The 24411-nt window shown below is 68.5% G+C and carries 21 protein-coding genes and 1 tRNA gene; 9 read left to right on the forward strand and 13 right to left on the reverse strand.

Features of this window, described 5'->3' with window-relative positions:
- Nucleotides 1-2 precede the first annotated feature (2 nt).
- The 3 genes from PSK12I2_RS0111465 to PSK12I2_RS0111475 form a co-directional block, all read right to left on the reverse strand.
- Nucleotides 3-1532: an apoptosis inducing factor family protein gene (locus PSK12I2_RS0111465; protein WP_027598500.1), complete on the reverse strand. Its 1530-nt coding sequence runs from the start codon at nt 1530-1532 to the stop codon at nt 3-5.
- Nucleotides 1533-1612: 80 nt separating this feature from the next.
- Nucleotides 1613-2527, reverse strand: a complete 915-nt coding sequence (locus PSK12I2_RS0111470) for a cation diffusion facilitator family transporter (RefSeq protein ID WP_027598501.1) — start codon at nt 2525-2527, stop codon at nt 1613-1615.
- On the reverse strand, nt 2527-2952 hold the full coding sequence (locus PSK12I2_RS0111475; RefSeq protein WP_027598502.1) for a hypothetical protein: 426 nt from the start codon (nt 2950-2952) through the stop codon (nt 2527-2529). Before PSK12I2_RS0111475 ends, PSK12I2_RS0111470 begins: the two co-directional genes overlap by 1 nt.
- Nucleotides 2953-3054: 102 nt before the next feature.
- Between PSK12I2_RS0111475 and hrpB the strand changes: the two genes are divergently transcribed.
- From hrpB to PSK12I2_RS0111495, 4 genes are all read left to right on the forward strand, one after another.
- On the forward strand, nt 3055-5559 hold the full coding sequence (gene hrpB, locus PSK12I2_RS0111480; RefSeq protein ID WP_027598503.1) for an ATP-dependent helicase HrpB: 2505 nt from the start codon (nt 3055-3057) through the stop codon (nt 5557-5559).
- 109 nt (nt 5560-5668) lie between these two features.
- Nucleotides 5669-6499 carry an oxidoreductase gene (locus PSK12I2_RS0111485; RefSeq protein WP_027598504.1) on the forward strand — a complete coding sequence of 277 codons (831 nt, stop codon included), beginning with the start codon at nt 5669-5671 and terminating at the stop codon, nt 6497-6499.
- A 12-nt stretch (nt 6500-6511) separates the two neighbouring features.
- A complete protein-coding gene (locus PSK12I2_RS0111490) occupies nt 6512-7450 on the forward strand; it encodes an AraC family transcriptional regulator (protein WP_027598505.1) in 939 nt (312 codons plus the stop codon).
- 112 nt (nt 7451-7562) lie between these two features.
- Complete coding sequence (locus PSK12I2_RS0111495) at nt 7563-7991, forward strand: pyridoxamine 5'-phosphate oxidase family protein (protein WP_027598506.1); 429 nt, start codon at nt 7563-7565, stop codon at nt 7989-7991.
- Nucleotides 7992-8161: 170 nt separating this feature from the next.
- On the opposite strand, the gene PSK12I2_RS0111500 is transcribed toward PSK12I2_RS0111495, so the two are convergent.
- The 8 genes from PSK12I2_RS0111500 to PSK12I2_RS0111535 all read right to left on the reverse strand — a co-directional run bounded on the left by PSK12I2_RS0111500 (nt 8162) and on the right by PSK12I2_RS0111535 (nt 15235).
- Nucleotides 8162-9370, reverse strand: coding sequence for an amino acid deaminase (locus tag PSK12I2_RS0111500; protein WP_027598507.1), 1209 nt, complete (start codon nt 9368-9370; stop codon nt 8162-8164).
- Nucleotides 9367-10140: an IclR family transcriptional regulator gene (locus tag PSK12I2_RS0111505; RefSeq protein ID WP_027598508.1), complete on the reverse strand. Its 774-nt coding sequence runs from the start codon at nt 10138-10140 to the stop codon at nt 9367-9369. The genes PSK12I2_RS0111500 and PSK12I2_RS0111505 overlap by 4 nt, the downstream gene beginning before the upstream one ends.
- Before the next feature lie 14 nt (nt 10141-10154).
- Nucleotides 10155-10541 (reverse strand): RidA family protein, encoded by a 387-nt coding sequence (locus PSK12I2_RS0111510; protein ID WP_007161900.1) that lies wholly within the window; start codon nt 10539-10541, stop codon nt 10155-10157.
- A 28-nt stretch (nt 10542-10569) separates the two neighbouring features.
- Nucleotides 10570-11346 (reverse strand): amino acid ABC transporter ATP-binding protein, encoded by a 777-nt coding sequence (locus tag PSK12I2_RS0111515; protein WP_007161901.1) that lies wholly within the window; start codon nt 11344-11346, stop codon nt 10570-10572.
- Nucleotides 11343-12005 (reverse strand): amino acid ABC transporter permease, encoded by a 663-nt coding sequence (locus tag PSK12I2_RS0111520; protein ID WP_027598509.1) that lies wholly within the window; start codon nt 12003-12005, stop codon nt 11343-11345. Before PSK12I2_RS0111520 ends, PSK12I2_RS0111515 begins: the two co-directional genes overlap by 4 nt.
- A gap of 10 nt (nt 12006-12015) precedes the next feature.
- The gene (locus PSK12I2_RS0111525) at nt 12016-12678 is read right to left on the reverse strand and encodes an amino acid ABC transporter permease (RefSeq protein ID WP_027598510.1); all 663 of its coding nucleotides are present in this window, start codon (nt 12676-12678) and stop codon (nt 12016-12018) included.
- Nucleotides 12679-12726: 48 nt separating this feature from the next.
- On the reverse strand, nt 12727-13506 hold the full coding sequence (locus tag PSK12I2_RS0111530; RefSeq protein ID WP_223855486.1) for a transporter substrate-binding domain-containing protein: 780 nt from the start codon (nt 13504-13506) through the stop codon (nt 12727-12729).
- A 265-nt stretch (nt 13507-13771) separates the two neighbouring features.
- Nucleotides 13772-15235: an amidohydrolase family protein gene (locus PSK12I2_RS0111535; RefSeq protein ID WP_027598512.1), complete on the reverse strand. Its 1464-nt coding sequence runs from the start codon at nt 15233-15235 to the stop codon at nt 13772-13774.
- Between the two features lie 175 nt (nt 15236-15410).
- Between PSK12I2_RS0111535 and PSK12I2_RS0111540 the strand changes: the two genes are divergently transcribed.
- From PSK12I2_RS0111540 to PSK12I2_RS0111550, 3 genes are all read left to right on the forward strand, one after another.
- The gene (locus tag PSK12I2_RS0111540; RefSeq protein WP_027598513.1) at nt 15411-17429 is read left to right on the forward strand and encodes a methyl-accepting chemotaxis protein; all 2019 of its coding nucleotides are present in this window, start codon (nt 15411-15413) and stop codon (nt 17427-17429) included.
- 96 nt (nt 17430-17525) lie between these two features.
- Entirely contained in the window at nt 17526-17957 is a 432-nt protein-coding gene (locus PSK12I2_RS0111545) for a LexA family transcriptional regulator (protein ID WP_027598514.1), read from the forward strand.
- The gene (locus tag PSK12I2_RS0111550; RefSeq protein ID WP_027598515.1) at nt 17950-19221 is read left to right on the forward strand and encodes a Y-family DNA polymerase; all 1272 of its coding nucleotides are present in this window, start codon (nt 17950-17952) and stop codon (nt 19219-19221) included. Before PSK12I2_RS0111545 ends, PSK12I2_RS0111550 begins: the two co-directional genes overlap by 8 nt.
- 15 nt (nt 19222-19236) lie before the next feature.
- Here PSK12I2_RS0111550 and cycA read toward each other — a convergent pair whose 3' ends face one another.
- On the reverse strand, nt 19237-20619 hold the full coding sequence (cycA, locus tag PSK12I2_RS0111555; RefSeq protein WP_027598516.1) for a D-serine/D-alanine/glycine transporter: 1383 nt from the start codon (nt 20617-20619) through the stop codon (nt 19237-19239).
- Between the two features lie 248 nt (nt 20620-20867).
- Between cycA and PSK12I2_RS0111560 the strand changes: the two genes are divergently transcribed.
- Complete coding sequence (locus PSK12I2_RS0111560) at nt 20868-23045, forward strand: ATP-binding protein (protein ID WP_027598517.1); 2178 nt, start codon at nt 20868-20870, stop codon at nt 23043-23045.
- 92 nt (nt 23046-23137) lie between these two features.
- On the opposite strand, the gene PSK12I2_RS0111565 is transcribed toward PSK12I2_RS0111560, so the two are convergent.
- A tRNA-Gly gene (locus tag PSK12I2_RS0111565) sits at nt 23138-23211 on the reverse strand.
- Between the two features lie 134 nt (nt 23212-23345).
- Here PSK12I2_RS0111565 and PSK12I2_RS0111570 point away from each other — a divergent pair.
- The gene (locus PSK12I2_RS0111570) at nt 23346-24407 is read left to right on the forward strand and encodes a M4 family metallopeptidase (RefSeq protein WP_027598518.1); all 1062 of its coding nucleotides are present in this window, start codon (nt 23346-23348) and stop codon (nt 24405-24407) included.
- Nucleotides 24408-24411: the final 4 nt, after the last annotated feature.

The raw sequence follows: 24411 nt of genomic DNA on the forward strand, positions 1-24411 counted from the left end.
CCTCAATTGGCCTGGACGATGTCCAGGGCCTCGGCGCGTCCCAGCGGCTGGCGCATACGCTGGGCCAGGATGGCGGTGGCGCGTTCCCGTTGGCAGGCCACCACGCCCACCACCCGATCCTCGGCCAGCAGCAGGGCGACAAAGGTCTGTTCGCCGAGGCTGCCGTCCAGATGCATGTCGTCCCAGTGGCGGGGATGGCCCAGGTATTCGTAACGCTTGCCGTGATGCAGGGTCCAGAAGAAGGGCACGTCCGCGTAGCGTTCGGCGTGGCCCAGCAGATTGCGCGCCGCCAGGCGGCCGTGTTGCTGGGCCAGGCGCCAGTGCTCGATGCGGGTCGGCTGACCGGCGAAGGGAAAGGTGGCCAGATCGCCGACAGCGTAGAGGTCCTCGGCGGCCCGGAGCTGAGCATCCACCGGGACGCTGCCGTCATCCGCCAGGCGCAGATCGGTGAGGAAAGTGGTGGCCGGCGTGATGCCGGTACCCACCAGCACCAGGTCGGCGGGCAATTGGCTGCCGTCCTTGAGGCTGACCTGGCGGACGTGAGCGTCGCCGGTGAAGCCCACTATCTCGCTGGGGGCGTGGAAGGTCACGCCATTGGCCTCGTGCAGGGTCTTGAAGTGCTGGCCGAGGGTCTCGCCCATCTGCTTGACGAAGGGCAGGGAGGCGGGGGAGACCACGTCCACTGCCAGGCCTTGCTTGCGCAGGGCGGACGCGGCTTCCAGGCCGATGAAGCTGGCACCGACGATCACCGCGCGGCCCTCGGCGGGCAGCTCGGCGAGGATCGCGGCAGCGTCGGCGCGGGTCCGCAGCAGGTGGATGCCCTCGAGCTGGGCGCCGGGAACGTCTAGCGGCTTGGGTTCGCCACCGGTGGCGAGCACGCAGCCGTCGTAGCTCAGGGTCTGGCCGTTGGCGAGTTCCAGCTGACGGGTCTGGGGATCCAGGCGGGTCACCTCGGCATGCAACCGTTCGATGCGCTGCTGGCGGAAGAACTCGGGCTCGCGCAGCGGCGGGGCTTCGTCGGGGGCCTTGTCGCCCTGGAGGACGAATTTGGACAGGGCCGTCCGGTCGTAGGGCTCGCCCGGTTCGCGACCGATCAGCAGCAGGCGTCCGCCATAGCCGAATTCGCGCAGGGCGGCGGCCGCGGCGGTACCCGCAGCGCCGGCGCCGACGATGACGAACAGGCGGTCGTCGGGCCGGGATTCCGCCGCCTGGGCGGGCAGAGGATCGCGGCCGACCAGCACCTCGCCATCGCGCACCTCCACCGGATAGCGGTGCAGGGCGTCCAGCGCCGGCGGTTCGCACAGGCTGCCATCCTCGACGGCAAAGCTCGCCTTGTGCCACGGACAGACCAGGCGCCCATGGCAGACCGCGCCGTCGGCCAGCGGCGCGCCGGCGTGGGGGCATTTGGCCTGGAAGGCGCGGGCCTCGCCGCCGACGCGCAGCAGCAGGATCTCGGTGTCTTCGATCTTGACCGCGGTGCCACGGTCTTCGCGCAGGTCGGCGAGGCGCGCGACCGGATACATGGCTTTCATGGTGGACTCCGGCGCCGTCTGGGCGCTCTCTTGAATCAGGCTCAGCAGATTCGAGAGAGCGCAGCGGCGCCGGGTTCCACTCAGGTGGCGGGCGGCAGCGGATGTCGGTGCGGAACGTCGGGTGCGTCCAGTGGATCGGCGTGGACCAGGACCTCCGCCTGGGGATATTCGGCGCGGATGGCGGCTTCCACCTCGTCGCACAGCACATGGGCGCGGGACAGGCTCATCTCGCCCGGCAGCTCCAGGTGCAGTTGCACGAACCAGTGATTGCCGGAGAGGCGGGTGCGCAGGTCGTGTGCACCTTCCACGCCCGGCACCTGGCAGGCCAGCTGCAGCATGTGCTCGCTGATGTCGGCGGGCAGTTCCTGGTCCATCAGCACGCCAAAGGAGTCGCGGGCGATGCCGTAGGCGCTCCAGAGGATGTAGAGGGCGATGGCCAGACCGAACAGCGGATCCAGCCAGTACCAGCCGAAGCCGGTCAGCGCCAGGGCGGCCAGGATGCCGACGTTGAGCAGCAGATCGGAGCGGTAGTGCAGGGCGTCGGCGCGGACCACCGTGGAGTCGGTGAGGCGGATGACGTGCTGCTGGTAGGCCACCAGCACGGCGGTCAGGGCCAGGGAAAACAGGGTGACGGCGATACCCAGGGCATGGGCGCCCAGGGGCTCGGGTTGCTGTAGGCGCCCGATCGCCTGCCAGGCGATGAGCACGGCGCTGACGCCGATGAAGACCGCCTGGGCGATGCCGGCGAGGGATTCGGCCTTGCCATGGCCATAGCGGTGGTCGTCGTCCGCCGGCTTGAGGGCGTAGTGCACCGCCAGCAGGTTGAACACCGAGGCCAGGCCGTCGAGCAGCGAATCGGTCAGACCGGCGAGCAGACTGACCGAGCCGCTGAACCACCAGGCCACGGCCTTGGCCAGGATCAGCGTCGTCGCCACCGCCACCGAAGCGGCGGTGGCGCGACGCAGCAGCCGCTCGGTGCGGTGCGGGTCGCTCATCAGGCGCGCGGGGCGAGCCCCAGGCTGGCGAGCTGCTCATTGCTGCCGCTGCGCTGCAGCAGGCGCGGATCGTCCAGCGGCAGGCTGTGGCCGGTGGCCTGCTGGATGATGGCCTTGAGGCGCGCGCGATCGACGCTGCCGTCCGGATTGACCGCCTTGTTCAGCTCGCCGGGATCGACCTCGGCGCGCTTGTTGTCGGGCAGGTAGATGGCGCCGGTGGCGAAGTCCACGCCGAAGGCGATCAGGCCGGGAATGATGTAGAACAGCAGGCCGATGGCATCGAGAGCGACGATGCCCGGATCGATCCGGCCACTGCCGGTGATCTGGCCGCGACGCTCGGGATAGAACAGCGAGCCGCAAGCGGTCAGCTGGGTGAACAGGGCGGCGGCGAGGACGCCACACACCGCGCGGGTACGCATCGACATAGACAACCTCCTGTTGGATGAGGCCGCCACTATAGCGGCCGGAATCACGGCGGGCGAGACGCTTTATACTGCCCGCCCCGTTGAGACCACCGGCCGTGCCCAATGACGCCCTTGCCCATCGATGTTGTCCTGCCCGAGCTGCGCCAGGCCCTTGCCCACCGCGACGACTGCGTGCTGGAAGCGCCGCCCGGGGCCGGCAAGACCACCCGGGTGCCCCTGGCGCTGTTGCAGGAGCCCTGGCTGGCCGGCCAGCGCATCCTGCTGCTGGAGCCGCGCCGGCTGGCGGCGCGCGCTGCCGCTGAGCGCCTGGCCGCGGAGCTGGGCGAAGGCGTCGGCGAGACCGTGGGCTATCGCATCCGCCTGGAGAGCCGGGTCGGGCCGCGCACCCGTATCGAGGTGGTCACCGAGGGCATCCTCACCCGCCGCCTGCAGGACGATCCGGCGCTGGACGGCGTCGGCCTGGTGATCTTCGACGAATTCCACGAACGCAGCCTGGACGCCGACCTGGCCCTGGCGCTGACCCTGAGCGGTCGCGAATTGCTGCGCGATACCCCGCTCAAGCTGCTGGTGATGTCGGCCACCCTGGAAGGCGAACGCCTCGCCGCGCTGCTCGGCGGCGCGCCGGTGGTGCGCAGCGAAGGACGGATGTTTCCGGTGACGACCCGCTGGAGCCGGCCGCTCGGCCAGGACGAGCGCCTGGAAGCGCGGGTGGCCGCCACGGTGCTCCAGGCGCTGGACGAGGAAGCCGGCAGCCTGCTGGTGTTCCTGCCCGGCCAGGCGGAGATCCGCCGCACCGCCGAGCGCCTGGCGGAGCAGCTGCCCGCCGGGGTATTGCTCTGTCCGCTGCATGGCGAGCTGGAACTGGCCGCCCAGCGTGCGGCCATCGAGCCGGCGCCGCCAGGTAGCCGCAAGGTGGTGCTGGCCACCAACATCGCCGAGACCAGTCTGACCATCGAAGGGGTGCGGGTGGTGGTGGACGCGGGCCTGGCGCGAGTGCCGGCCTTCGATCCCGGCAGTGGCATGACCCGCCTGACCACCCGGCGCATTTCCCGCGCCTCGGCGACCCAGCGCCAGGGCCGCGCCGGCCGCCTGGAGCCGGGCGTCTGCTATCGACTCTGGTCGGAGGAAGGGCATCAGCAGTTGCCGGCCTATGACAGTGCCGAGATCCTCCAGGCCGATCTGGCCGGACTGGCGCTGCAACTGGCGCGCTGGGGCATGAACGCCGAGGAGCTGGCCTGGCTCGATCCGCCACCCGCCGCCGCCCTGGCCCAGGCCCGCGATCTGCTGGTGCGCCTGGGCGCCCTGGACGACCAGGGCGTGCTCACCCCTCACGGCCAGGCCATGAGCGGCCTGCCGGCTCATCCGCGGCTGGCGCACCTGTTGTTGCGGGGGCAGGCCTGGGGCCTGGCCGAGCGTGCCTGCGAGGTCGCCGCGCTCTTGGGCGAGCGCGACCTGGCCCCGGGGCAGGGCGCCGATCTGCACACCCGCCTGCTGCTCCTGGCCGGTGAAGGCCGAGGTCCGCGCGGCGGCGTGGCGCGGATTCGGCAGCTGGTCCGCCAGTATCGCGGCCTGTTGCGTGGCCCGGCCGGGCAGCCGGTGGCCGATCCCGAGCACCCGCGCTGGACCGGTGCGCTGCTGGCCTGCGCCTATCCGGATCGCATCGCCCAGCAGCGCAAGGCCGGCGGCCAGGACTATCGCCTGGCCAACGGCCGGGCCGCCAGCTTTGGCGAACCGGATGGACTGATGAAATCGCCCTGGCTGGTGGTGGCCGATCTGGGCAGTCGCCAGGGACAGCGCGAAGAGCGTATCTACCTGGCTGCCGAACTGGATCCGGCGCTGTTCGAGGGGCCGTTGGCCGAGCAGGTGGCAGGCCACGACGAACTGGACTGGGACGAGCGCGAGGGGGTGTTGCGCGCCGAACGCCAGCGACGGATCGGCCAGCTGGTGCTAAGCCGCGAACCCTTGAAGAATCTGGACACCGCCGCCCGCAGCCGGGCCCTGCTCGGACTGGTGCGGCGCAAGGGGCTGGAGTTGCTGCCCTGGACGCCAGAGCTGCGCCAGTGGCAGGCGCGGGTGGCGCTGCTGCGCCAACTGGATCTGCAGCAGCAGCCGACGAGCGACTGGCCGGACGTAAGCGACGCCGCCCTGCTGGCCAGCCTGGAAGTCTGGCTGCTGCCCTATCTGGATCGCGTCAGCCGCCTGGCCCACTTCGCCACCCTGGACCTGGCCGCCATGCTCCAGGGCCTGCTGCCCTGGCCGCTGCCCCGTCAGCTCGACGAGCTGGCCCCGCGAGGTCTGGCCGTGCCGTCGGGTTCCACGATCCGCCTGGACTACAGCGAGCAGCCGCCGGTGCTGGCGGTGCGGCTGCAGGAGCTGTTCGGCCTGGCCGACACCCCGCGCCTCGCCGGTGGCCGTCTGGCGGTCAAGCTGCACCTGCTCTCGCCCGCGCGGCGACCGGTGCAGGTCACCCAGGACCTGGCCAGCTTCTGGGCCAATACCTACGCCGAGGTGAAGAAGGATCTCAAGGGCCGCTATCCCAAGCACTACTGGCCGGACGATCCCCTGATCGCCGAACCCACGGCCCGAGCCAAGCCGCGGGGGACCTGAGCACGGGGCGTCGATGCCGAGAGGATTAGGCAAGACACCCAGACGATCCGGCAGTGGGGGCGCCAGACACCGGCGCTAGCATGGCCGCTTCCAACGATGGGAGTGGACCATGAACGAGCACAAGACCCTTTTCATCACCGGCGTGAGCAGCGGCCTGGGCAATGCCCTGGCGCGGGAAGCCCTGGCGGCCGGCCACCGCGTCATCGGCACGCTGCGCCGGGAAGCCGATCTGGAGGCCTTCGCGGCCTTGTCGGACCGGGCCCATGGCGTGCTGCTGGATGTCACGGACCATGCGCGCCTGGCGACAGTGGTGGCCGAGGTTCAGGCAGCCCACGGTCCGGTGGATGTCCTGGTGAACAACGCCGGCTACGGCCATGAGGGCATTCTCGAGGAATCGCCGCTGGAAGAGCTGCGCCAGCAATTCGAGGTCAACGTCTTCGCGGCGGTCGCCATGACCAAGGCCTTCCTGCCATCCTTCCGCGAACGGCGCCGCGGTCATATCATCAACATCACCTCGATGGGTGGCACCATCACCCTGCCGGGTATCTCCTACTATTGCGGCAGCAAGTTCGCCCTCGAGGGTATCTCGGCGGCCCTGGGCCAGGAGTTGGTACCCTTCGGCGTCTGGGTCACCGCCGTGGCACCCGGCTCCTTTCGCACCGACTGGGCGGGTCGCTCGATGCGTCGCAGCGCACGCGGCATCGCCGACTACGACGAGCAGTTCACGCCGATCCGGGCGGCGCGGGAGGCCAAGAGCGGCAAGCAGCTGGGCGATCCACGCAAGGCGGCCCAGGCGCTGCTGCAGCTCATCGCCCTGCCGGCGCCGCCAACGCACTTGCTGCTGGGGAGCGATGCCTTGCACCTGGTTCGCGAACGCCTGGCCACGGCCAGCCGGGAAATCGACCGCTGGGAAGCCCTGACCCTTTCCACCGATGGCTGAAGCGGAGGCCCCATGAATCCGAGCGATCCCCTTGCCAGCCGGCTGGTGACGCTGCTGGGCAGGCTGGCGCCCCAGGAAGGCTACAACCTCAGCCCTCTGGAGGATGTGCGCTTCCTGCGCTCGGATCGCCCGCTGACCGGCGTACCCGTGCTCTATGATCCCGGGGTCGTCATCGTCTGCCAGGGCGGCAAGCGCGGCTACTTCGGTGACCGCGTCTATCAGTACGATGCCCAGCACTACCTGGTGGTCTCCGTGCCCGTGCCCTTCACCATGGAGACCGATGCCAGTCCGGAGGCACCGCTGCTGGCCATCTATCTACGCCTGGATTTTCGGCTGCTCGGCGACCTGGTGCTGCAGCTAGACAGCGAACTGGGGCCGGCGCTGGAGGCGCCCCGCGGGCTCTATGCCTCGCCGATCGATGAGCCGCTGCGCGCCTCGACGCTGCGCTTTCTGGAGGTCCTGAGCGTGCCGACCGACGCCCGGCTGCTGGGGCCGGCGCTGCTGCGTGAGCTCTACTATCGGATCCTCACCGGCGCCCAGGGCGGCTCGTTGCGCGCGGCCCTGGATCGCCAGGGGCGTTTCGGCCGTATCGCCCGGTCGTTGCGCACCCTGCACGCCCGCTATGCCGAGCGGCTGGACGTCGCCGCGCTGGCGCAGGAAGCGCGCATGAGTCAGCCCAGCTTCCACCGGCACTTCCGCGACATTACCGGCACCACGCCCATGCAGTATCTGAAGTTGACCCGTCTGCACCAGGCGCGGCTGTTGATGCTGCGCGACGCCCTCCCGGCGGCGAACGCGGCCTTTGCCGTAGGCTACGAGAGCGCCTCCCAGTTCAGTCGCGAATTCAAGCGGCTGTTCGGCCGGACCCCGCTGGCGGAGATCGACTGGATGAAGGCCACCTATGCGCTGCCGGCACCGCCGGCGACGGCGGTCTATGTCGCTTCCCACTAGGGCTGTCCGTCCGAAAAGCCCGGGCGACGCCGCTGCGCCGGAACCAAGCGGCCGCCGCCCCCGGTCTGAATGGAGACGGGCACTGCCTGCCCGCCCAACCGGAGCGACCCCCATGGCCGACAAGACCCTGCACGACCTTTCCAAAGCGATGCGCGATCTGGATTTCTGCATGCTGACCACCGGCACCGGGCGCCTGACCAGCCGGCCGATGAGCAACAACGGCGACGTCGAATACGACGGGGACTCCTGGTTCTATGCCTACGAGGACTCGGCCAAGATCCGGGACATCGAGCAGGATCCGGCGGTGGGACTGAGCTTCAGCGAAGGCAAGAGCCTGCTCGGCAAGCCCGGCATCTTCATCGGCATCGAAGGGCACGCCGAGCTTATCCGCGACAAGGCGCAATTCGAGGCGCACTGGACTAAGAGTCTGGACCGCTGGTTTCCCCAGGGCACCGACACGCCCGGCATGATCCTCATCAAGGTGCATGCCGAGCGCATCCGTTACTGGGATGGCGAGGAAGAGGGCGAGCTGCGCCCCTAGGCTTTGTCTGAAAGGTGCCTGCACTCGGTCATGCTGAGTTAAAAATCTGCTGGAATGCCAGCCCAGTCGGAATGCTCATTTACCATTCGTAAACTCGAGCGCGAGTCCGATCCGCTTCCTCACAGATTTTTGCCTTGCCTGACCTTCGTTCGACGACCTTTCAAACAAGCCTAAAAGCAGGTGGCGAAGGCCTCCACGACCTCCAGTCCTTCGTCGACGATGCAGCCCTGGCGCCACTTGTCGAAGGTCAGGCAGGGGTGGGAGGTGCCCAAGGCGATGAGGTCGCCGATGGCCAGCGCGGTCCCCGGGGCGACGACCATGAAGGCGTGCTGGTCCATGATGGCCGTGACCGTGCAGCCGCTGACGTCGACCGCCTCGGCAGCAGTCTGGCCGGGCCGGTAGCGGCGCAGCGGCAGCGGCAGGCCGGCATCGTGGGCGATGTCGCGCTTGCCCAGGGCGAGGATGGCGAAACCGGGTTCGGGCAGGGATTGCACGTGAGCCCAGACCTCCAGCGCCGGTTGCAGACCCTCGTTCAGACCAGTGCGGGCCAGGACGCCACGCTGGGCCTCGCGATAGATCCCATGGTCATGGACCACATAGCTGCCGGGCCGCATGACGGCGAGAAAGCGCTCGCGCACTTCTAGCTGGTCGAAGGCGGCGGCGATCAGGTCGTACCAGGCCGAACCCGAGGCGGTGACGATGGGTCGGTCGAGGGCGAAGGCGCCCTGGCCGCGCAGTTCCTCCGCCAAGCGCACCAGGGAATCGGCGAAGGCGCGGATGTCGGTGGCCGCCTCGGCGCCGTGGATCACCCCCTCGTAACCTTCGATGCCGGTCAGGCGTAGCGCCGGTTGCCCGGCGATGGCCCGGGCCAGTTCTCGTACCTCGGCTTCGCTGCGGCAACCACAACGGCCGCCCGGTACGCCGTACTCGATCATCACCTGCAGCGCCAGCCCCCGTGCGCCAAAGAAGGCGCCCAGGGCGGTCACCTGGTCGGGATGATCCACCAGGCAATGGAAGTCGAAGTCCGGATCGGCGGCGAGCAACTCGGCGATCAGCGCCATGTTCGGTGCGCCCACCAGCTGGTTGGCCATCAGCACCCGGCGCACGCCCTGGGCCTGGGCGGCGCGGGTCTGCACCGCGGTGGCCAGGGTCATGCCCCAGGCACCCGCGGCCAGCTGCCGCTGGAACAGCGCCGGCGCCATGCTGGTCTTGCCATGGGGCGCGAGTTCGGCGCCGCGGTCGCTGGCGAAGGCCTGCATCCAGGCGATGTTGTGGTCGAGCGCAGTCTGGTGGATGACCAGGGCGGGCAGGGCGATGTCGCTGAGCAGGTTGGCGCCAGGACTGGCGGCGCCTTTCTCGGGGGCGATGAGGGGGGTCATGGATTCTCCTGGCCGCCCAGGCGCTGGGACAGGCGGCGGGCGCTGTCGACCAGCACCTGGCGGTACTCGGCATGGTGGGCCTGGGCGTCGGCGCGGGGCGCCACGATGCACAGGGTGGCGATGCTCAGGCCGCTGGCGTCCTGCACCGGGGCGGCGAAGCAGTGGGTGTAGGTGTCGGCGATGCTGTCGAAGGAAAAGAAGCCTTCGGCGCAGGCGCTGCGGATCTCGGCGATAAAGGTCGCCGGGGGCAGGCGGCTACCGTCGGGCAGGATGAAATCGTCCGGATCGATCAGGGCGATGATCTCGGCATCGCTCAGATGACCGAGCAGCAGTCGCCCGGACGCGGTCCAGGGAATGGGCGCGTCCTCGCCGACATTGGACGAGATGCGAAAGGCGCGGGCGCCTTCCTTCATCAGCGAGACGGTGTACTTGCGGCCGTTGAGCTGGCACAGCTGGGCGGTCTCGCGGGTCTGGGCGACGATGTCGTCCAGCAGCAGCCCGGCCTCGCGGGCCAGATCGAAGTGGCGCAGGTGCGCCTGGCCGAGAAAGTACAGCTCGCGGCCCAGGTAGACCTGGCCGTCGCGGCCCACGGCATCGAGCATGTGCCGCTCCAGCAGCAGGCCGACCAGGTCGTAGACGGTGGACTTGGGAATGCCCAGGCCCGCGGCGATCTCGTTGGGGCGCAGCGGCCGACCCACCCGCTTGAGGTGATCGAGGATGTCGAAGGCGCGGTCCAGGCCGCGGGCTCGTTGGCGGGTAGGTTCGGTCATCTGGGCGGTTTGTCTCAGGCCTTGGGTTTGTAGGCGATGCAGTCGATCTCGACCTTGCAGTCCACCATCATGGAGGACTGCACGCAGGCGCGCGCCGGGGCGTGGCCGGCGAAGTACTCGGCGAACACCTTGTTGAAGCTCCAGAAATCGCGCGGATCGTCCAGCCAGACGCCGGCACGCACCACGTGCTCCAGACCGTAGCCGGCTTCGTGCAGGATGGCGATCAGATTCTGCATGGTCTTGTGGGTCTGGGCGACGATGCCGCCGTCGATGATCTCGCCATTCTCCATGGCCACCTGGCCGGAGACGTGCAGCCAGCCATCGGCTTCCACCGCTCGGGCGAAGGGCAGGGGTTGGCCGCCTGCGCCGCGTTCGCCGGCGCCGTATCGGGTGATGCTCATAAGGGTGCTCCTGTAGCGGGGGAAGGATTCAGAAGGAGGTCCGGCCGAGAAATTCGGCGAGACGGGTGGAACGGGGTCGCTCGAAGAGTTCGCGGGGCGGGCCCTGCTCCTCGATGCGGCCCTGGCTCATGAAGACGATGCGATCAGACACCTCGTAGGCGAATCTCATCTCGTGGGTCACCAGCAGCATGGTCATGCCGTCCTGGGCCAGGTCCTTGATCACCGCCAGCACCTCGCCGACCAGCTCCGGGTCCAGCGCCGAGGTGGGTTCGTCGAACAGCATCAGGCTGGGATTCATGGCGATGGCGCGGGCGATGGCCACCCGCTGCTGCTGACCGCCGGAGAGTTGGCCGGGATGATGGTCGCGTCTTTCGATCAGGCCGACCCGGCGCAGCCACTGTTCACCCAGGGCGATGGCTTCGTCCTTGCCCATCTTCTTGACCTTGCGCAGGCCGAGGGTGACGTTTTCCAGGGCGGTGAGGTGGGGAAACAGATTGAACTGCTGGAAGGCCATGCCGGTGAGCGAGCGCTGGCGGGCGATCTCGCGCTCCGGCAGGCGCTGGCGGCGACCGCCTTCCTCGCGGTAGCCGATGGCCTCGCCGGCCAGCTGGATGCTGCCGCCCTGGAAGTCTTCCAGCAGGTTGACGCAGCGCAGCAGGGTGGTCTTGCCCGAGCCGCTGGAGCCGATCAGGGTGACCACGTCACCGCGGTCCAGGGACAGGTCGATGCCCTTGAGCACCTCGGTGGCGCCGAAACTCTTGTGCAGGCCGTTGATGCTCAACAGCGGGGCGTTGGCGTCGGTCATGGCAGGGTCACCCGTTTTTCCAGATAGCGGCCGAGCCGCTCGATGGCGAAGTTGATGAGAAAGAACAGCAGCCCGGCGAACAGATAGAACTGCAGGGTCATGAAGGTGCGGGCGATGACCTGCTGGCTGCTCAGCAGCAACTCGGCCACACCGATCACCGAGAGCAGGGTGGAGGCCTTGACGATCTCGGTGGAGGCATTGACCCAGGTCGGCAGGATCTGGCGCAGCGCCTGGGGCAGCAGCACCTCCTTGAGACTCTGGGCGAAGGTCAGGCCGATGGCCTTGGCCGCCTCGTGCTGGCCACGGGGGATGGCCTGCAGGGCGCCGCGGACGATCTCCGCCACGTGGGAGCCGCAGAACAGTAGCAGCGCCGCGGTGCCGGCCTGGAAGGGCGTGGGCCGCAGACCCAGCGCCGGCGCCATGTAGTAGCAGGCCAGCACCAGCACGAACACCGGGGTGCCGCGGATCAGGTCGGCATAGACGCGGAACGGCAGGCGCAGCGGCCAGCGGCCATAGGTCAGCGCCAGGCCGCCGAGGGTCCCGAACAGGGTGCCGCCGAGCACCGCCAGCACGGAGCAGGCCAGGGTGGTGGCGAACCCGGCGGCCAGGGTCTGGCGCGCGTTCCACAATTCCAGGAACCAGGAGGGGGCTTCGTACACGATCGGGCTCCTAGCGGGTCAGGCTCAGGCGTCGCTCCAGCTGGCGCAGCAGCAGGGCGATGACGTAGCAGGTGAGGATGTAGAGGGCGCTGGTCACCAGCCAGGTCTCGATGACCCGGTAGCTTTCCAGGTTGATCTTGCGCGCCTGGTAGGTCAGCTCCGGCACGGCGATGGCCGCCGCCAGGGAGGTGTCCTTGAACAGCGAGATGAAGCTGTTGGAAAGCGACGGCAGCACGTTGCGCAGCATCACCGGAATGATGACGTAGGCCTTGATCTGCCACTCGCGCAGGCCGATGGCCAGGCCCGCCTCGCGCTGGCCCTTGGGAATGGCCATGAGCCCGCCGCGAAACACCTCGGCCAGGTAGGCCCCGGCATAGAGCGCCAGGGTGATGAGAAAGGAGCTGAGCTTGTCCAGGCGGATGCCGACGCTGGGCAGGGCGAAGTACAGCAGCAGGATCAGCACCAGGATCGGGGTGTTGCGCACCAGGGTGACATAGCCCCCCGCCAGCCAGCGCAGCGCCCGCACCGGCGAGAGCAGGGCGAAGGCGGTGGCCAGGCCGATCAGGCAGCCGATGGCGATGCCTACCAGCGCCAGCTGCAGGCCGAGGGCGAGCCCGGCCAGCAAATGGTCCAGGTTCTGCCACACGGGGGCGAAGTTGAGGGTGTAGTTCATGCTCGACGTCTACCTAGAGGGCGCGGACGGACCGCGCCGGGGCCAGGATCACTTGAACTCGACGGGGAAGCCGATCGCCGGAGAGGGGAGCTCGACGCCAAACCACTTCTTGAAAGACGCCTGATAGGTGGGGAATTCCACGCCGGTCATGGCCTCGTGCAGGGCGGTGTTGACGAAGTTCAGCCAGTCCTGGTCGCCGCGCTTGACCGCGCAGGCATAGGTCTGGGGACTCCAGGCATAGTCGGGCGAGCGGTAGCGGCCGGGATTCTGGGTCATCAGGTACTTGACCGAGGACTGGTCGGTGGCCACGGCGTCGGCGCGGCCGGTGCCCAGGGCCTGGTAGAGCAGGTCGACGCTGTCGTACTGGTCGACCTTGGCGCCGGGCAGCGCCTGGTGCACCAGTTCCTCGGCATAGACGTTCTGCAGCACGGCCACGGTCAGGTCGCCCTTGGCCGCCTTGAGGTCGTCGATTTGCTGGTAGCGGCTGTTGGCCGGCAGGAGCAGGGCCACGCCTTCGCGGTAGTAGGGCAGGGTGAAGGCCACCTGCTGGGCGCGGCTGGCGGTCACGGTGATGAATTGGCAGCTGATGTCGACCTTGTCGGTGAGCAGGTTCGGGATGCGCGCATCCGAGCCCTGGACGACGAACTCGACCTTTTCCGGATCGTTGAACAGGCCCTTGGCGATGACCTTGGAGATATCGATATCGAAGCCTTGCAACTTGCCGTCGGCGCCCTGGAAGTGCCACGGCGCATTAGTGCTGCCGGTGCCCACGACCAGATGGCCGCGCTTGAGCACGTCATCCAGCTTGGCCGCCTGGGCGCCGGTCATGGCGACCAGGCCGACCAGCAGCGCCAGCGTTTTCCACCCCTTCGTCTTGCCTGTCATCGCATGTCTCCTTTTCCGTTATAGCGGAAGTATGTTCGTAACAACGGAATAGATTGCAGCGACTGTGCCAGCTATTCGCATGACGTTGCAAATCAAGGGCTTGGCACGGGGGACAGGCAGCGGAAGGGGTTCCCGGTGCGCCAAGGGGCACCGGGAGGTGGCGGAAGGTAACGGGGATGCACCAGCTGGAGGCGTTACCCGGTAGCGCTCAGGCGGAACGTGGGAAGGTCGACCGCAGATCCCCGGCGCGCGGCAGGAAGCGACCATGACGCTCGCCAATGGCCTGCCCCGGTGCATAGGCCAGGTGCCCATTCACCCAGACCGCTTCGATGCCTTCGGCAGGCCGTTGCGGCTCGCTGAAGTCGGCCACGTCGCGGATGCGGGCGGGGTCGAACAGCACCAGATCGGCCTGGGCGCCGGGCTCGATCAGGCCGCGACCCGCCAAGCCGAAGCGGGCGGCGGAGAGGCCGGTCATCTTGTGCACGGCGGTGTGCAAGGGAAAGAGGCCAAGGTCGCGGCTGAAGTGACCGAGCACCCGCGGGAAGGCGCCCCAGAGTCGCGGATGGGGGAAGGGGTCCTCGGGCAGGCCGTCGGAGCCGATCATGCTCAGCGGATGGGCGAGGATGAGGCGCACGTCGGCTTCGCTCATGCCGTAGTAGACGGCACCGGCCGGTTGCAGGCGACGGGCGGTGGCCTGCAGGTCCAGGCCCCAGTCGGCGGCGATGGCGGCCAGGTCGCGGCCGCCGCACTCGGGGTGCGGGGTGGACCAGGTGATGGTGATGCGGTGGCGGTCGGTGACCTGCTTGAGATCCAGGGTGGAGGAGCTGGCGGCATAGGGATAGCAGTCGCAGCCGACCGGCTGGCTGTGGGCGGCCCGCGCCAGGGCGCCGAGCAACTCCGGCGCGCGGCCCCAGTTGTCCACCCCGGCGCACTTGAAGTGGGACACCACCACCGGCGCCCGGGCCTGGCGACCGATGTCCAGGGCTTCGTCCAGGGCTTCGTGCACCGCGGCGAATTCGCTGCGCAAGTGGGTGGCATAGAGTCCGCCCACGGCGTCCAGCTCGGCGGCCAGCTCCGCCACCTCCGCGGTTGGCGCCGCCATGGCGGAGGCGTAGGCCAGGCCGGTGGAGAGCCCCAGAGCGCCAGCGGCCAGGCTATCGCGCAATTCGGCGCGCATGGCAGCGATCTCGGCAGGGGTGGCGGCGCGCTGGAGATCGTCCAGGTGATTGTTGCGCAGCGCCGTGTGCCCGACCAGGGCGGCGACGTTGACGCCGGGACGGGCCTGCTCCACCGCCGCCCGGTAGGCGGCAAAGGTGGGATAGCTGAAGGCCGCGGCCGGGCCCAGCAGATTCAGCGGATCCGGCGGCTCGCCACGCAACCGCACCGGGGCGGCGCTGATGCCGCAGTTGCCGACCACCACGGTGGTGACCCCCTGACTGAGCTTGGGCAGTTGCTCGGGGCGGCGGATGACCATGGTGTCGTCATGGGTATGGACATCGATGAAGCCGGGCGCCAGCGCCAGGCCGCGGCCATCGCGGACCTCCCGTGCCGGTTGCCCGGCCAACTGACCGAGTGCCTGGATACGCTCGCCGGCAATCGCCACGTCGAGAACCCGGCCCGGACGGTCGCGACCATCCAGCACAAGGGCATTGAGAATCACTACATCATGCATGCTAGAGCCATCCTGCGACCGTTGGGAGACGCCTTTCGACCGTCGAGTGGCAAAGGGCCATATAAGCGAGACGGCAGGCCGATAGCGATAGAACTGTTACAGAAAACTCTGTCTATTAGGTCACAAATTGGGCGGTACAGCCCAAGTGACCCCCTCTGCCGCCCGTGAGCCCGCCATGAATCTGTTGACCCCTGTCGTAAGCCTAATGAATCGCCTGAGATTCCCCGCCAAATTCGCCTGCCTGGCGGCCATCATCCTGGTGCCCCTGGTGTTTCTCAGCGTCTATCTCTATCAGGATATCCAGGAACAGCGGGTCGGTCTGGCCCAGGAAATCGACGGTCAGCGCTATCTGACGCAACTGACGCCGGTCGCCCGCTTGAGCATGTTGCAGCGCGCCCTGACCAAGCGACTCCAGGATGGCGATGCCTCGGCCCAGCAGGATTGGCAGAACAACCGTGACAACCTGCTCAAGGCCTATGACGACCTCGGCCGGCTGGATCGCGAACTCGGCACCCAGCTGGAAACCGGCGATCGCCTGAGCCAGCTGCGGCGAGGCGCCGAGCGCCTGATGCAGGGAGCCACCGGCACCCCGCTGGAGGGATTCGAGGCCTGGAACGAGCAGCTGACCCAGACCCTCAATCTCTTCTATTACGTGTCGGCCACCTCCGGCCTGGCGCTGGATTCGGATTACACCAGCCTCTTTCTCATCGACATCACCTCCGTGCGCCTGCCGCGGGAAATCAACCTCATCGGCCAGCTGCGCGGCCTGGCCTTCGGCCTGAGTGCCACCAACCGCTTCGATCCGGCCAGTCTGAATCTGGCGCGCAGCGTGGTGAACCAGGAACGGCAGAGCGCCGACGAACTGGAGCAGGGCCTCAGACTCCTGGCGCGGCAGGCGCCGGAGCTGGCCCAGCGCCTCAAGGGCTCCCTGGCCCAGGCGGCGGACGACTATGCCAACTTCCGTCAGGGCATGCAGGCGGCCATGACCAATGAGGGTACGGTTTCCGGTCGCGCCCTGGGTGCCCAGGGCAATGCCGTGGTCGCCCGCTACTACAAGGTTCAGGAGGAAGCGCAGGGTCAGCTCTCCCAGCTGCTGGCCGAGCGTCTGGCCCATGCGACCACGCTGCGTAATCTTGTCGTGGGCATGATCCTGGGCGCCCTGCTGCTGCTGGCCTATACCTTCGCCGGCATCTACCAGGCCCTGCGCCTGGGGATCGCCGAACTGGTCGGGGTGACCGCCGCCGCCGCCCAGGGCGATCTGAGTCGCCGCGCCGCCCTGCACGGGCGTGATGAGATCGCCGACATCGGCCGTAGCCTGAACGCGATGCTGGAGGCCTTCGGTCGCTCGCTGCGCGAGGTGGATCAGGCCTCCAGCGCGGTGGCCGAGGCCTCGGGGTCCCTGGCCGGCTCCATCGGCCAGGCCCGTTCGACCATGCAGACGCAACAGGGCGAGACCGATCAGGTGGCCACCGCCATCACCGAGATGACCGCCAGCGTGGCGGACGTCGCCAACAACACCGAAGGCGCCGTGGCCGCGGCCCAGCAGGCCGATCAGGCCACCCGGGAAGGCACCCGGGTGATGCAGCAGACGCAACAGGCCATCGAGGCCCTGGCCGCCGAGGTGGACCTCAGCGCCACCAAGGTCGCGGCCCTGGAAACCCACAGCCAGGCCATCGGCGGGGTCATCGCGGTGATCCGCACCATCGCCGAGCAGACCAACCTGCTGGCGCTCAACGCCGCCATCGAGGCCGCTCGGGCCGGCGAGCAGGGCCGCGGCTTCGCCGTGGTGGCCGACGAGGTCCGCACCCTGGCCTCGCGCACCCAGACCTCCACCGAGGAAATCCGCCGCATCATCGAGCAGTTGCAGGCCGCCACCGGCGAGGCCGTCGGGCAGATGCAGGCCAGCCGCGGCCATGCCCTGACCGGCGTCGCGGCGGCCGAGCAGGCCAGCGTCAGCCTGACCAGCATCGGCGCCGCGGTGGAGCGCATCGTCGACGTCAACGTGCAGATCGCCAGTGCCGCGGAACAGCAGGCGGCGGTCTCCGAAGACATCAACCGCAACACCACCGGCATCCGCGCCAGCACCCTGCAGGTCCTGACCGGTATCGAGTCCGATGCCGGTACCGCCGAACGCCTCGCCGGCCTCTCCCAGGACCTGCGCGGCATCGTCTCGCGCTTCCGCCTCAGCGCCTGATGGCGCCGCTCATCGGCGCAGATTAGGTCGGACTTTACAACACGGCAGCTGCGGATAACTGTATAAGTAGACAGTTATCCGCAGGAGCGCCTTGTCATGTCCGTTACCGTCCTGGGTTGCCTGGAATCGTCCGACACCCGGCTGCCGCTCTATGATTTTCGCCTGCCGTGCGGCTTCCCGTCGCCGGCCCAGGATCATCTGGAGCGCCAGGTCTCGCTGGACGAGCTGGTCGACCTGCGCGCGCCCCACACCTATGTCATCCAGGTCAGTGGCGACAGCATGACCGGCGCCGGCATCTTTGCCGGCGACCTGGTGATCGTCGATCGCGCCCGGCCGGCACGGGTCGGCGACATCGTGGTGGCGGTGCGCGATCGCGAACCCACCCTCAAGCGCCTCGGTCGGCGCGGCGCCAATTTCGTCCTGCTGGCGGAAAATCCCGCCTATGCCCCCCTGGTCATCGGCGAGCGCGACGACTTCGAGGTCTGGGGTGTGGCCACCCACAGCCTGAGGCGTTTCGGCCATGGCTGAATCGGTGCTGGCGCTGATCGACTGCAACGCCTTCTATTGCAGTTGCGAGCGGGTCTTCCGACCTGATCTCGCCGGGCGCCCGGTGGTGGTGCTGTCCAACAACGACGGCTGCGTGATCGCCCGTTCGCCCGAGGCCAAGCGCCTGGGCATCGCCATGGCGGCGCCCTGGTTCCAGGTGCGCGAACTGGCCCGGCGCGGCGAGGTGACGGCCTTCAGTTCCAACTATGCCCTCTATGGCGATCTCAGCGATCGGGTGATGCGCACCCTGGCGACCCTGGTGCCGCGCCTGGAGCGTTACAGCATCGACGAGGTGTTCGCCGATCTGGCCGGCCTGCCCGAACCCCTGGACGCCCTCGGCCATCGCCTGCAGGCCCGGGTGCAGAAGTGGACGGGCATCCCGGTCAGCGTCGGCATCGCTGGCACCAAGACCCTGGCCAAGCTGGCCAACGCCACCGCCAAGCGCTGGCCGGAGCGCACCGGCGGGGTGCTGGATCTGCGCGATCCGGCGGTGCATGACTGGGTGCTCAGGCATTCGCCCATCGAAGACGTCTGGGGCGTCGGCCGGCGCCTGGCCGCGCGGCTGCGCGGGGAGGGGGTCAGCACGGCCTGGGACTTGGCCGGGCAGGACGCCTGGTCATTGCGCCAGCGCTACAGCGTGGTGCTGGAAAAGACCGCGCGGGAATTGCGCGGCCTGGCCTGCCTGAGCCTGGAGGAACTGGGGGCGCCGCGGCAGACCATCTGCAGCAGTCGCATGTTCGGTCGCCGCCAGTATCAGTTCGGCGCCCTGGCCGAGGCGGTGGCCAGCTACACCGCCCGCGCCGCGGAAAAGCTGCGCGCCCAGGGTTCGCTCTGTCGCACCCTGAGGGTCAGCATCCAGACCGGCATGCACGGCGCCGACGAAGGCCGCTACGCCAATGCCGCCCTGCTCAACCTGCCGGTGCCCAGCGACGACACCCGGGTGCTCAACGACCAGGCCCAGGCGGGCCTGCGCGAGATCTTTCGCGACGGCTTCGGCTACGCCAAGGCCGAGGTGCTGCTGCTCGATCTCTGCGGCCGTAGCGAGGTGGCGGCGGATCTCTTCGCCGCCGCCCCGGATCCGGCCGCGGCCCGGCTGATGGCGACCCTGGACGCCATCAACGGCCGGTTCGGTCGCGAGACCCTGAGACCGGCGCGGATCCCGCGCGATCCCGCCTGGCAGATGCGCCGCGACCTGCTCAGCCCGCGCTACACCACCCGGCTCGATGAACTCTGGACGCTGGGCTGAGCGGTCAGCGTCCGGCTAGCCGGCGCGTACCACCCGCCGCCCGCGCCACCAGTAGCCCACCCCCAGCAGCAGGAACCACAGCGGACTGGCCAGCAGCGCCTGGCGGGTGTCGTCCTGCAGGGTCAGCAGCACCAGCACCGCGGCGAAGAAGGCCAGCACCCCGTAGCACACCCAGCGCCCGCCGGGCAGGCGGAAGACCGAGGCGGCATGGCGCTCCGGACGGTTGCGGCGGTAGGCCAGCCAGGCCAGCAGGATCAGCGACCAGACGAACATGAACAGCACCGCGGCCAGGGTGGTGACCAGGGTGAAGGCGGTGACCAGGTTGGGGATCAGGTAGATCAGCACCGTACCCAGCAGCAGGCACAGGCAGGACAGCACCAGGCCACGCGCCGGCACCGCCGCCCGCGAGAGGCGAGTGAGGCCGCGTGGCGCATGGCCTTCGCGGGCCAGGCCATAGAGCATCCGGCTGGTGGAGAAGATGCCACTGTTGGCCGAGGAGGTAGCGGAGGTCAGCACCACGAAATTGATCAGGCTGGCGGCCATGGGCACGCCGGCCAGCACGAAGAGTTCGACGAAGGGACTCTTGTCCGGCACCACCTGGCGCCAGGGCGTCACCGCCATGATCACCACCAGCGCCAGCACATAGAACACCAGGATGCGCACCGGAATGGAGTTGATCGCCCGCGGCAGGTTGCGCCGCGGATCGGCGGTCTCGGCGGCGGTGGTGCCCACCAGTTCGATACCGACGAAGGCGAAGACGGCGATCTGGAAACCGGCGAAGAAACCGCCCAGCCCCATGGGAAAGACGCCGCCGTCGTTCCACAGGTTGGCGAGGCTGGCGACGTTGCCCGAGGGCGACTGGAAGCCCCAGAGCACCAGGCCGAATCCGGTGACGATCAGGGCGCAGATGGCGACGATCTTGATCAGCGCGAACCAGAATTCCAGTTCGCCGAACAGTCGCACCGTGACCAGATTCAGACCCAGCAGGAGCAGCACGCAGAGCAGCGCCGGGATCCAGGGCGCGAGGCTGGGAAACCAGAACTGGGCATAGGCGGCGATGGCGATGACATCGGCGATGGCGGTGACGATCCAGCAGAACCAGTAGGTCCAGCCACAGAAGAAGCCGGCCCAGGGCCCGAGCAGATCGGTGCAGAAGTCGATGAAGGACTTGTACTCCAGATCCGACAGCAGCAATTCGCCCAGGGCGCGCATGACGAAGAACAGGGCGCTGCCGATGATCAGGTAGACCAGCAGGATCGAGGGGCCGGCCAGGGCGATGGTCTTGCCCGAGCCCATGAACAGGCCGGTGCCTATGGCGCCGCCGATGGCGATCAGTTGCAGATGGCGATTGGACAGGCTGCGTTGCAGCCCCTCGGGCGGGGTGGGAGACGCGGACATGACGAGCGGATACCTGACAGCGACAGCGGGGGCCACACGGTAAGAGATGCACGGCGCCGGTGCCAGTCGTTTCACCGGGACAGCATGCCGCAGGCCCGGTCCCGCCTCGGGTGGGCAGGGCGGTGCCAGCGATGGATCACGGTACTGGCAGGGGCCTTGCGTACCTGCCTATCATGGGCATCCGGGCGCCTCGCGGCAGGCCCGGACGGCCACGAGATCCCTCCGCGCCTCTGCCAGTGAGTCGTCCCTTGTCCTATCTCGAAAGTTTCGCCTGGGAAACCACGCCACTGGGCGCGCGCGCCAGCTGGCCCGTGGCCCTTCGGACCACCTACGACCTGCTGATGGCGTCTCCCTTCGCCATGTGCGCCACCTGGGGCGCCGAGCAGACGCTGATCTACAACCAGGCCTACGCCCCCTTTCTCGGCGCCCGCCATCCGGCCGCCCTGGGGCAGCCGATCAATGAGGTCTGGGCGGAATTGTGGGACGAGATCGCGCCGCTGATCGCGCGGACGCTGGCCGGCGAGGCGCTGCACTTCGTCGACAAGCACTTCGTGATGACCCGCAACGGCTATCCCGAGGACACCTACTGGAGCTTTTCCTACAGCCCGCTGCGCGATGGCGAGCGCATCGTCGGCATGCTCAACATCACCACCGAGACCACCGCCAGTGTTCAGGCCCACCGTCAGCGCGATGTGGCCGAGGCCGCCCTGCGGCGGCACAACCTGACCCTCGAACAGGAGCTTTCCGCACGCATCGACGAGCTCGATAGCGCCCGCGCCGCGGAGAGCAGCGTGCTGGCCGCCGCCGAGCGCGTGCAGCTGGCCCTCGCCGCCGGCGCCATCATCGGCACCTGGTACTGGGATCTGCCCACCGACAGGTTCACCGTCGACGAGGCCTTCGCCATCAACTTCGGCCTCGACCCGGCCCTGGGGCGCGATGGCCTGAGCCTGGCGCAAGTGGTGGCCACCGTCCATCCGGACGACCAGGCCGGCCTGGCCGCGGCCATCGCCGACGTCATCGGCCGTGGTGGCCGCTATGCCCACCAGTACCGGGTCCGCCGCAGTGACGGCCGCTACTACTGGCTGGAGGCCAACGGCCACGTCGAACTGGCGCCGGATGGCACCCCGCTGCGCTTTCCCGGCGTGCTGCTGGACGTGGACGCCCGCCGGGCCCTGGCCGACGAGCGCGACCGCGCCCTGGCGGACCTGCGGGACCTGACCGCCACCCTCGAGCAGCGGGTCGAAGAACGCACCGAAGAATTGCGGCGCTCGGAAGAGGCCCTACGCCAGTCGCAGAAGATGGAAGCGGTCGGCCAGCTCACCGGCGGCCTGGCCCACGATTTCAACAACCTGCTCGCCGGGATCTCGGGCAGCCTCGACCTCATGAGCCTGAGAATTGGCCAGGGGCGCTTCACCGAGCTGGAAAAATACCTGACGGCTGCCCAGAGCAGCGCCAAGCGCGCCGCGGCCCTGACCCATCGGCTGCTGGCCTTCGCCCGCCGCCAGACCCTGGCCCCGGAAGCCACCGAGGTCAACCAGCTGGTGGGCGGCCTGCTCGACCTGGTGCAGCGCACCGTGGGGCCGGCCATCCAGGTGCAATTCAGCAGCCTGCCGGACGACCAGCCCCTGCTGGTGGACCAGTCCCAGCTGGAGAACGCCCTGCTCAACCTGTGCATCAACGCCCGCGACGCCATGCCCAAGGGCGGACGCATCCTCATCGCCGCCAGTCATCGCACCCTGGGCGAAGCGGATATCCGCGACTTCGAGCTTGCACCTGGACGCTATCTGCATCTGAGCGTGACCGACAGCGGCAGCGGCATGACGCCGGAAGTCGCCGCCAAGGCCTTCGAGCCCTTCTTCACCACCAAGCCCATGGGGCAGGGCACAGGCCTGGGGCTGTCGATGATCTATGGCTTCGCCCGCCAGTCGGGCGGTCAGCTGCGGCTGCGCTCGACGCCCGGCGAAGGCACCACCGTCTGCCTGTACCTGCCCCTGCGACCGGTGGAGCGGCCGTGCGGCTCGCCTCTGGCAGACGGTCAGCCCTGTCTGCTGGAGGGCGTCAATGCCACGGTGCTGGTGGTCGACGACGAACCCACGGTGCGCATGCTGGTGACCGATCTGCTGCGCGAACTGGGCTACGTCATCATCGAGGCCGCCGATGGCGCCGGCGGTCTGGAGGTGCTGCATTCCGATGCGCGCATCGACCTGCTGGTCACCGACGTCGGCCTGCCCGGCGGCATGAACGGTCGCCAGCTGGCCGACGCTGCCCGCGTCCGCCGCCCGGCGCTCAAGGTGCTGTTCATCACCGGCTTCGCCGAAACCTCGCTGCTCAGCGACGGCCACCTGGAACCGGGCATGGCGATCCTGACCAAGCCCTTCGCGGTCGAGGCGCTGGCGCAGCGGGTAAAGGGGCTGGTGGCGGGGTAGGTTTCGCGCGCGAAACCCCTTTGGCAGGGCCCGGAAACGCAACGGCCCCCAATCAGCGTGTCCGCAAGGACTGATTGGAGGCCGTCTGGATCTGGAGCGGGCGAAGGGAATCGAACCCTCGTCATGAGCTTGGGAAGCTCAGGTAATGCCATTATACGACGCCCGCGTGGGGTGCCTTTGTACCAGAAGCCTGCCTCCGGGTGAAGAGGCGGGAGCCGTCTGGTCGTTTCGTGGTCCAAGAAACACGGACCGCACGCTGCGGTGATCGGGGACTCTGTCCCCCAGAGGAGGAGGGCGCGCATGTCTCGTAACCCGGGCACCTACCAGGGGGTGATTCCCCCCTACATTCTTGGTCGCATCATCGATCATGGCGACGAACACCAGCGTTCCTGCGCCCTGACCACCCTGAGTCACGTCCAGAGTCTGCTGCACAATCCCGGGCGCCCCGGCGTGCGCCAGGCACCGGTCGGGCCGCTGCCGCGTACCGATGACGCCAGTCCGCAGCGCAGCATCTTCGATGCCGGCAACGCCATGCAGCTGCCCGGGCGTCTGGTGCGCCAGGAGGGGCAGCCGGCACTGAGCGATGTGGCGGTGGACGAGGCCTACGACTACCTGGGTGCCACCTTCAAATTCTTCAACGAGGTGTTCGGGCGCAATTCCATCGATGGCCAGGGCCTGCCACTGGCCGGCACCGTCCACTATGGCCAGGACTACCAGAACGCCTTCTGGAACGGCGAGCAGATGGTGTTCGGCGATGGCGACGGCGAGATCTTCAACCGCTTCACCATCGCCCTGGACGTCATCGCCCACGAACTGGTGCATGGCGTCACTGAGAGCGAGGCGGGCCTGGTCTACTTCAACCAGTCCGGCGCGCTCAACGAATCGGTCTCCGATGTCTTCGGCGTTCTGGTCAAGCAGTACGAACTCAAGCAGACCGCCGCCGAGGCGGACTGGATCATCGGCGCCGGGCTGCTGACCAAGAAGATCAACGGCAAGGGCCTGAGGTCCATGGCCGAGCCGGGTACCGCCTACGACGATCCGACCCTGGGCAAGGACCCCCAGCCCGGGCATATGCGCGACTACATCGAGACCCGCGAAGACAACGGCGGTGTCCACCTCAACTCGGGCATTCCCAACCGGGCCTTCTACCTGGCGGCGATGGCCCTGGGTGGCTACGCCTGGGAAAAGGCCGGGCCGATCTGGTACGACACCCTCTGTGACAGTCGCCTGGCCAACGATGCGGATTTCGCCGCCTTCGCCCGTTTGACCGTCTCCAATGCCGGTCGCCGCTTCGGTGCCGAGTCGGCGGAGGTGCGTGCGGTCGAAGAGGCCTGGGCCGGCGTGGGCGTCACTCTCATCTAGAGGA

The sequence above is a fragment of the Pseudomonas sp. MOIL14HWK12:I2 genome, from assembly GCF_000510745.1.
Classification (GTDB): domain Bacteria; phylum Pseudomonadota; class Gammaproteobacteria; order Pseudomonadales; family Pseudomonadaceae; genus Chryseomonas; species Chryseomonas oryzihabitans.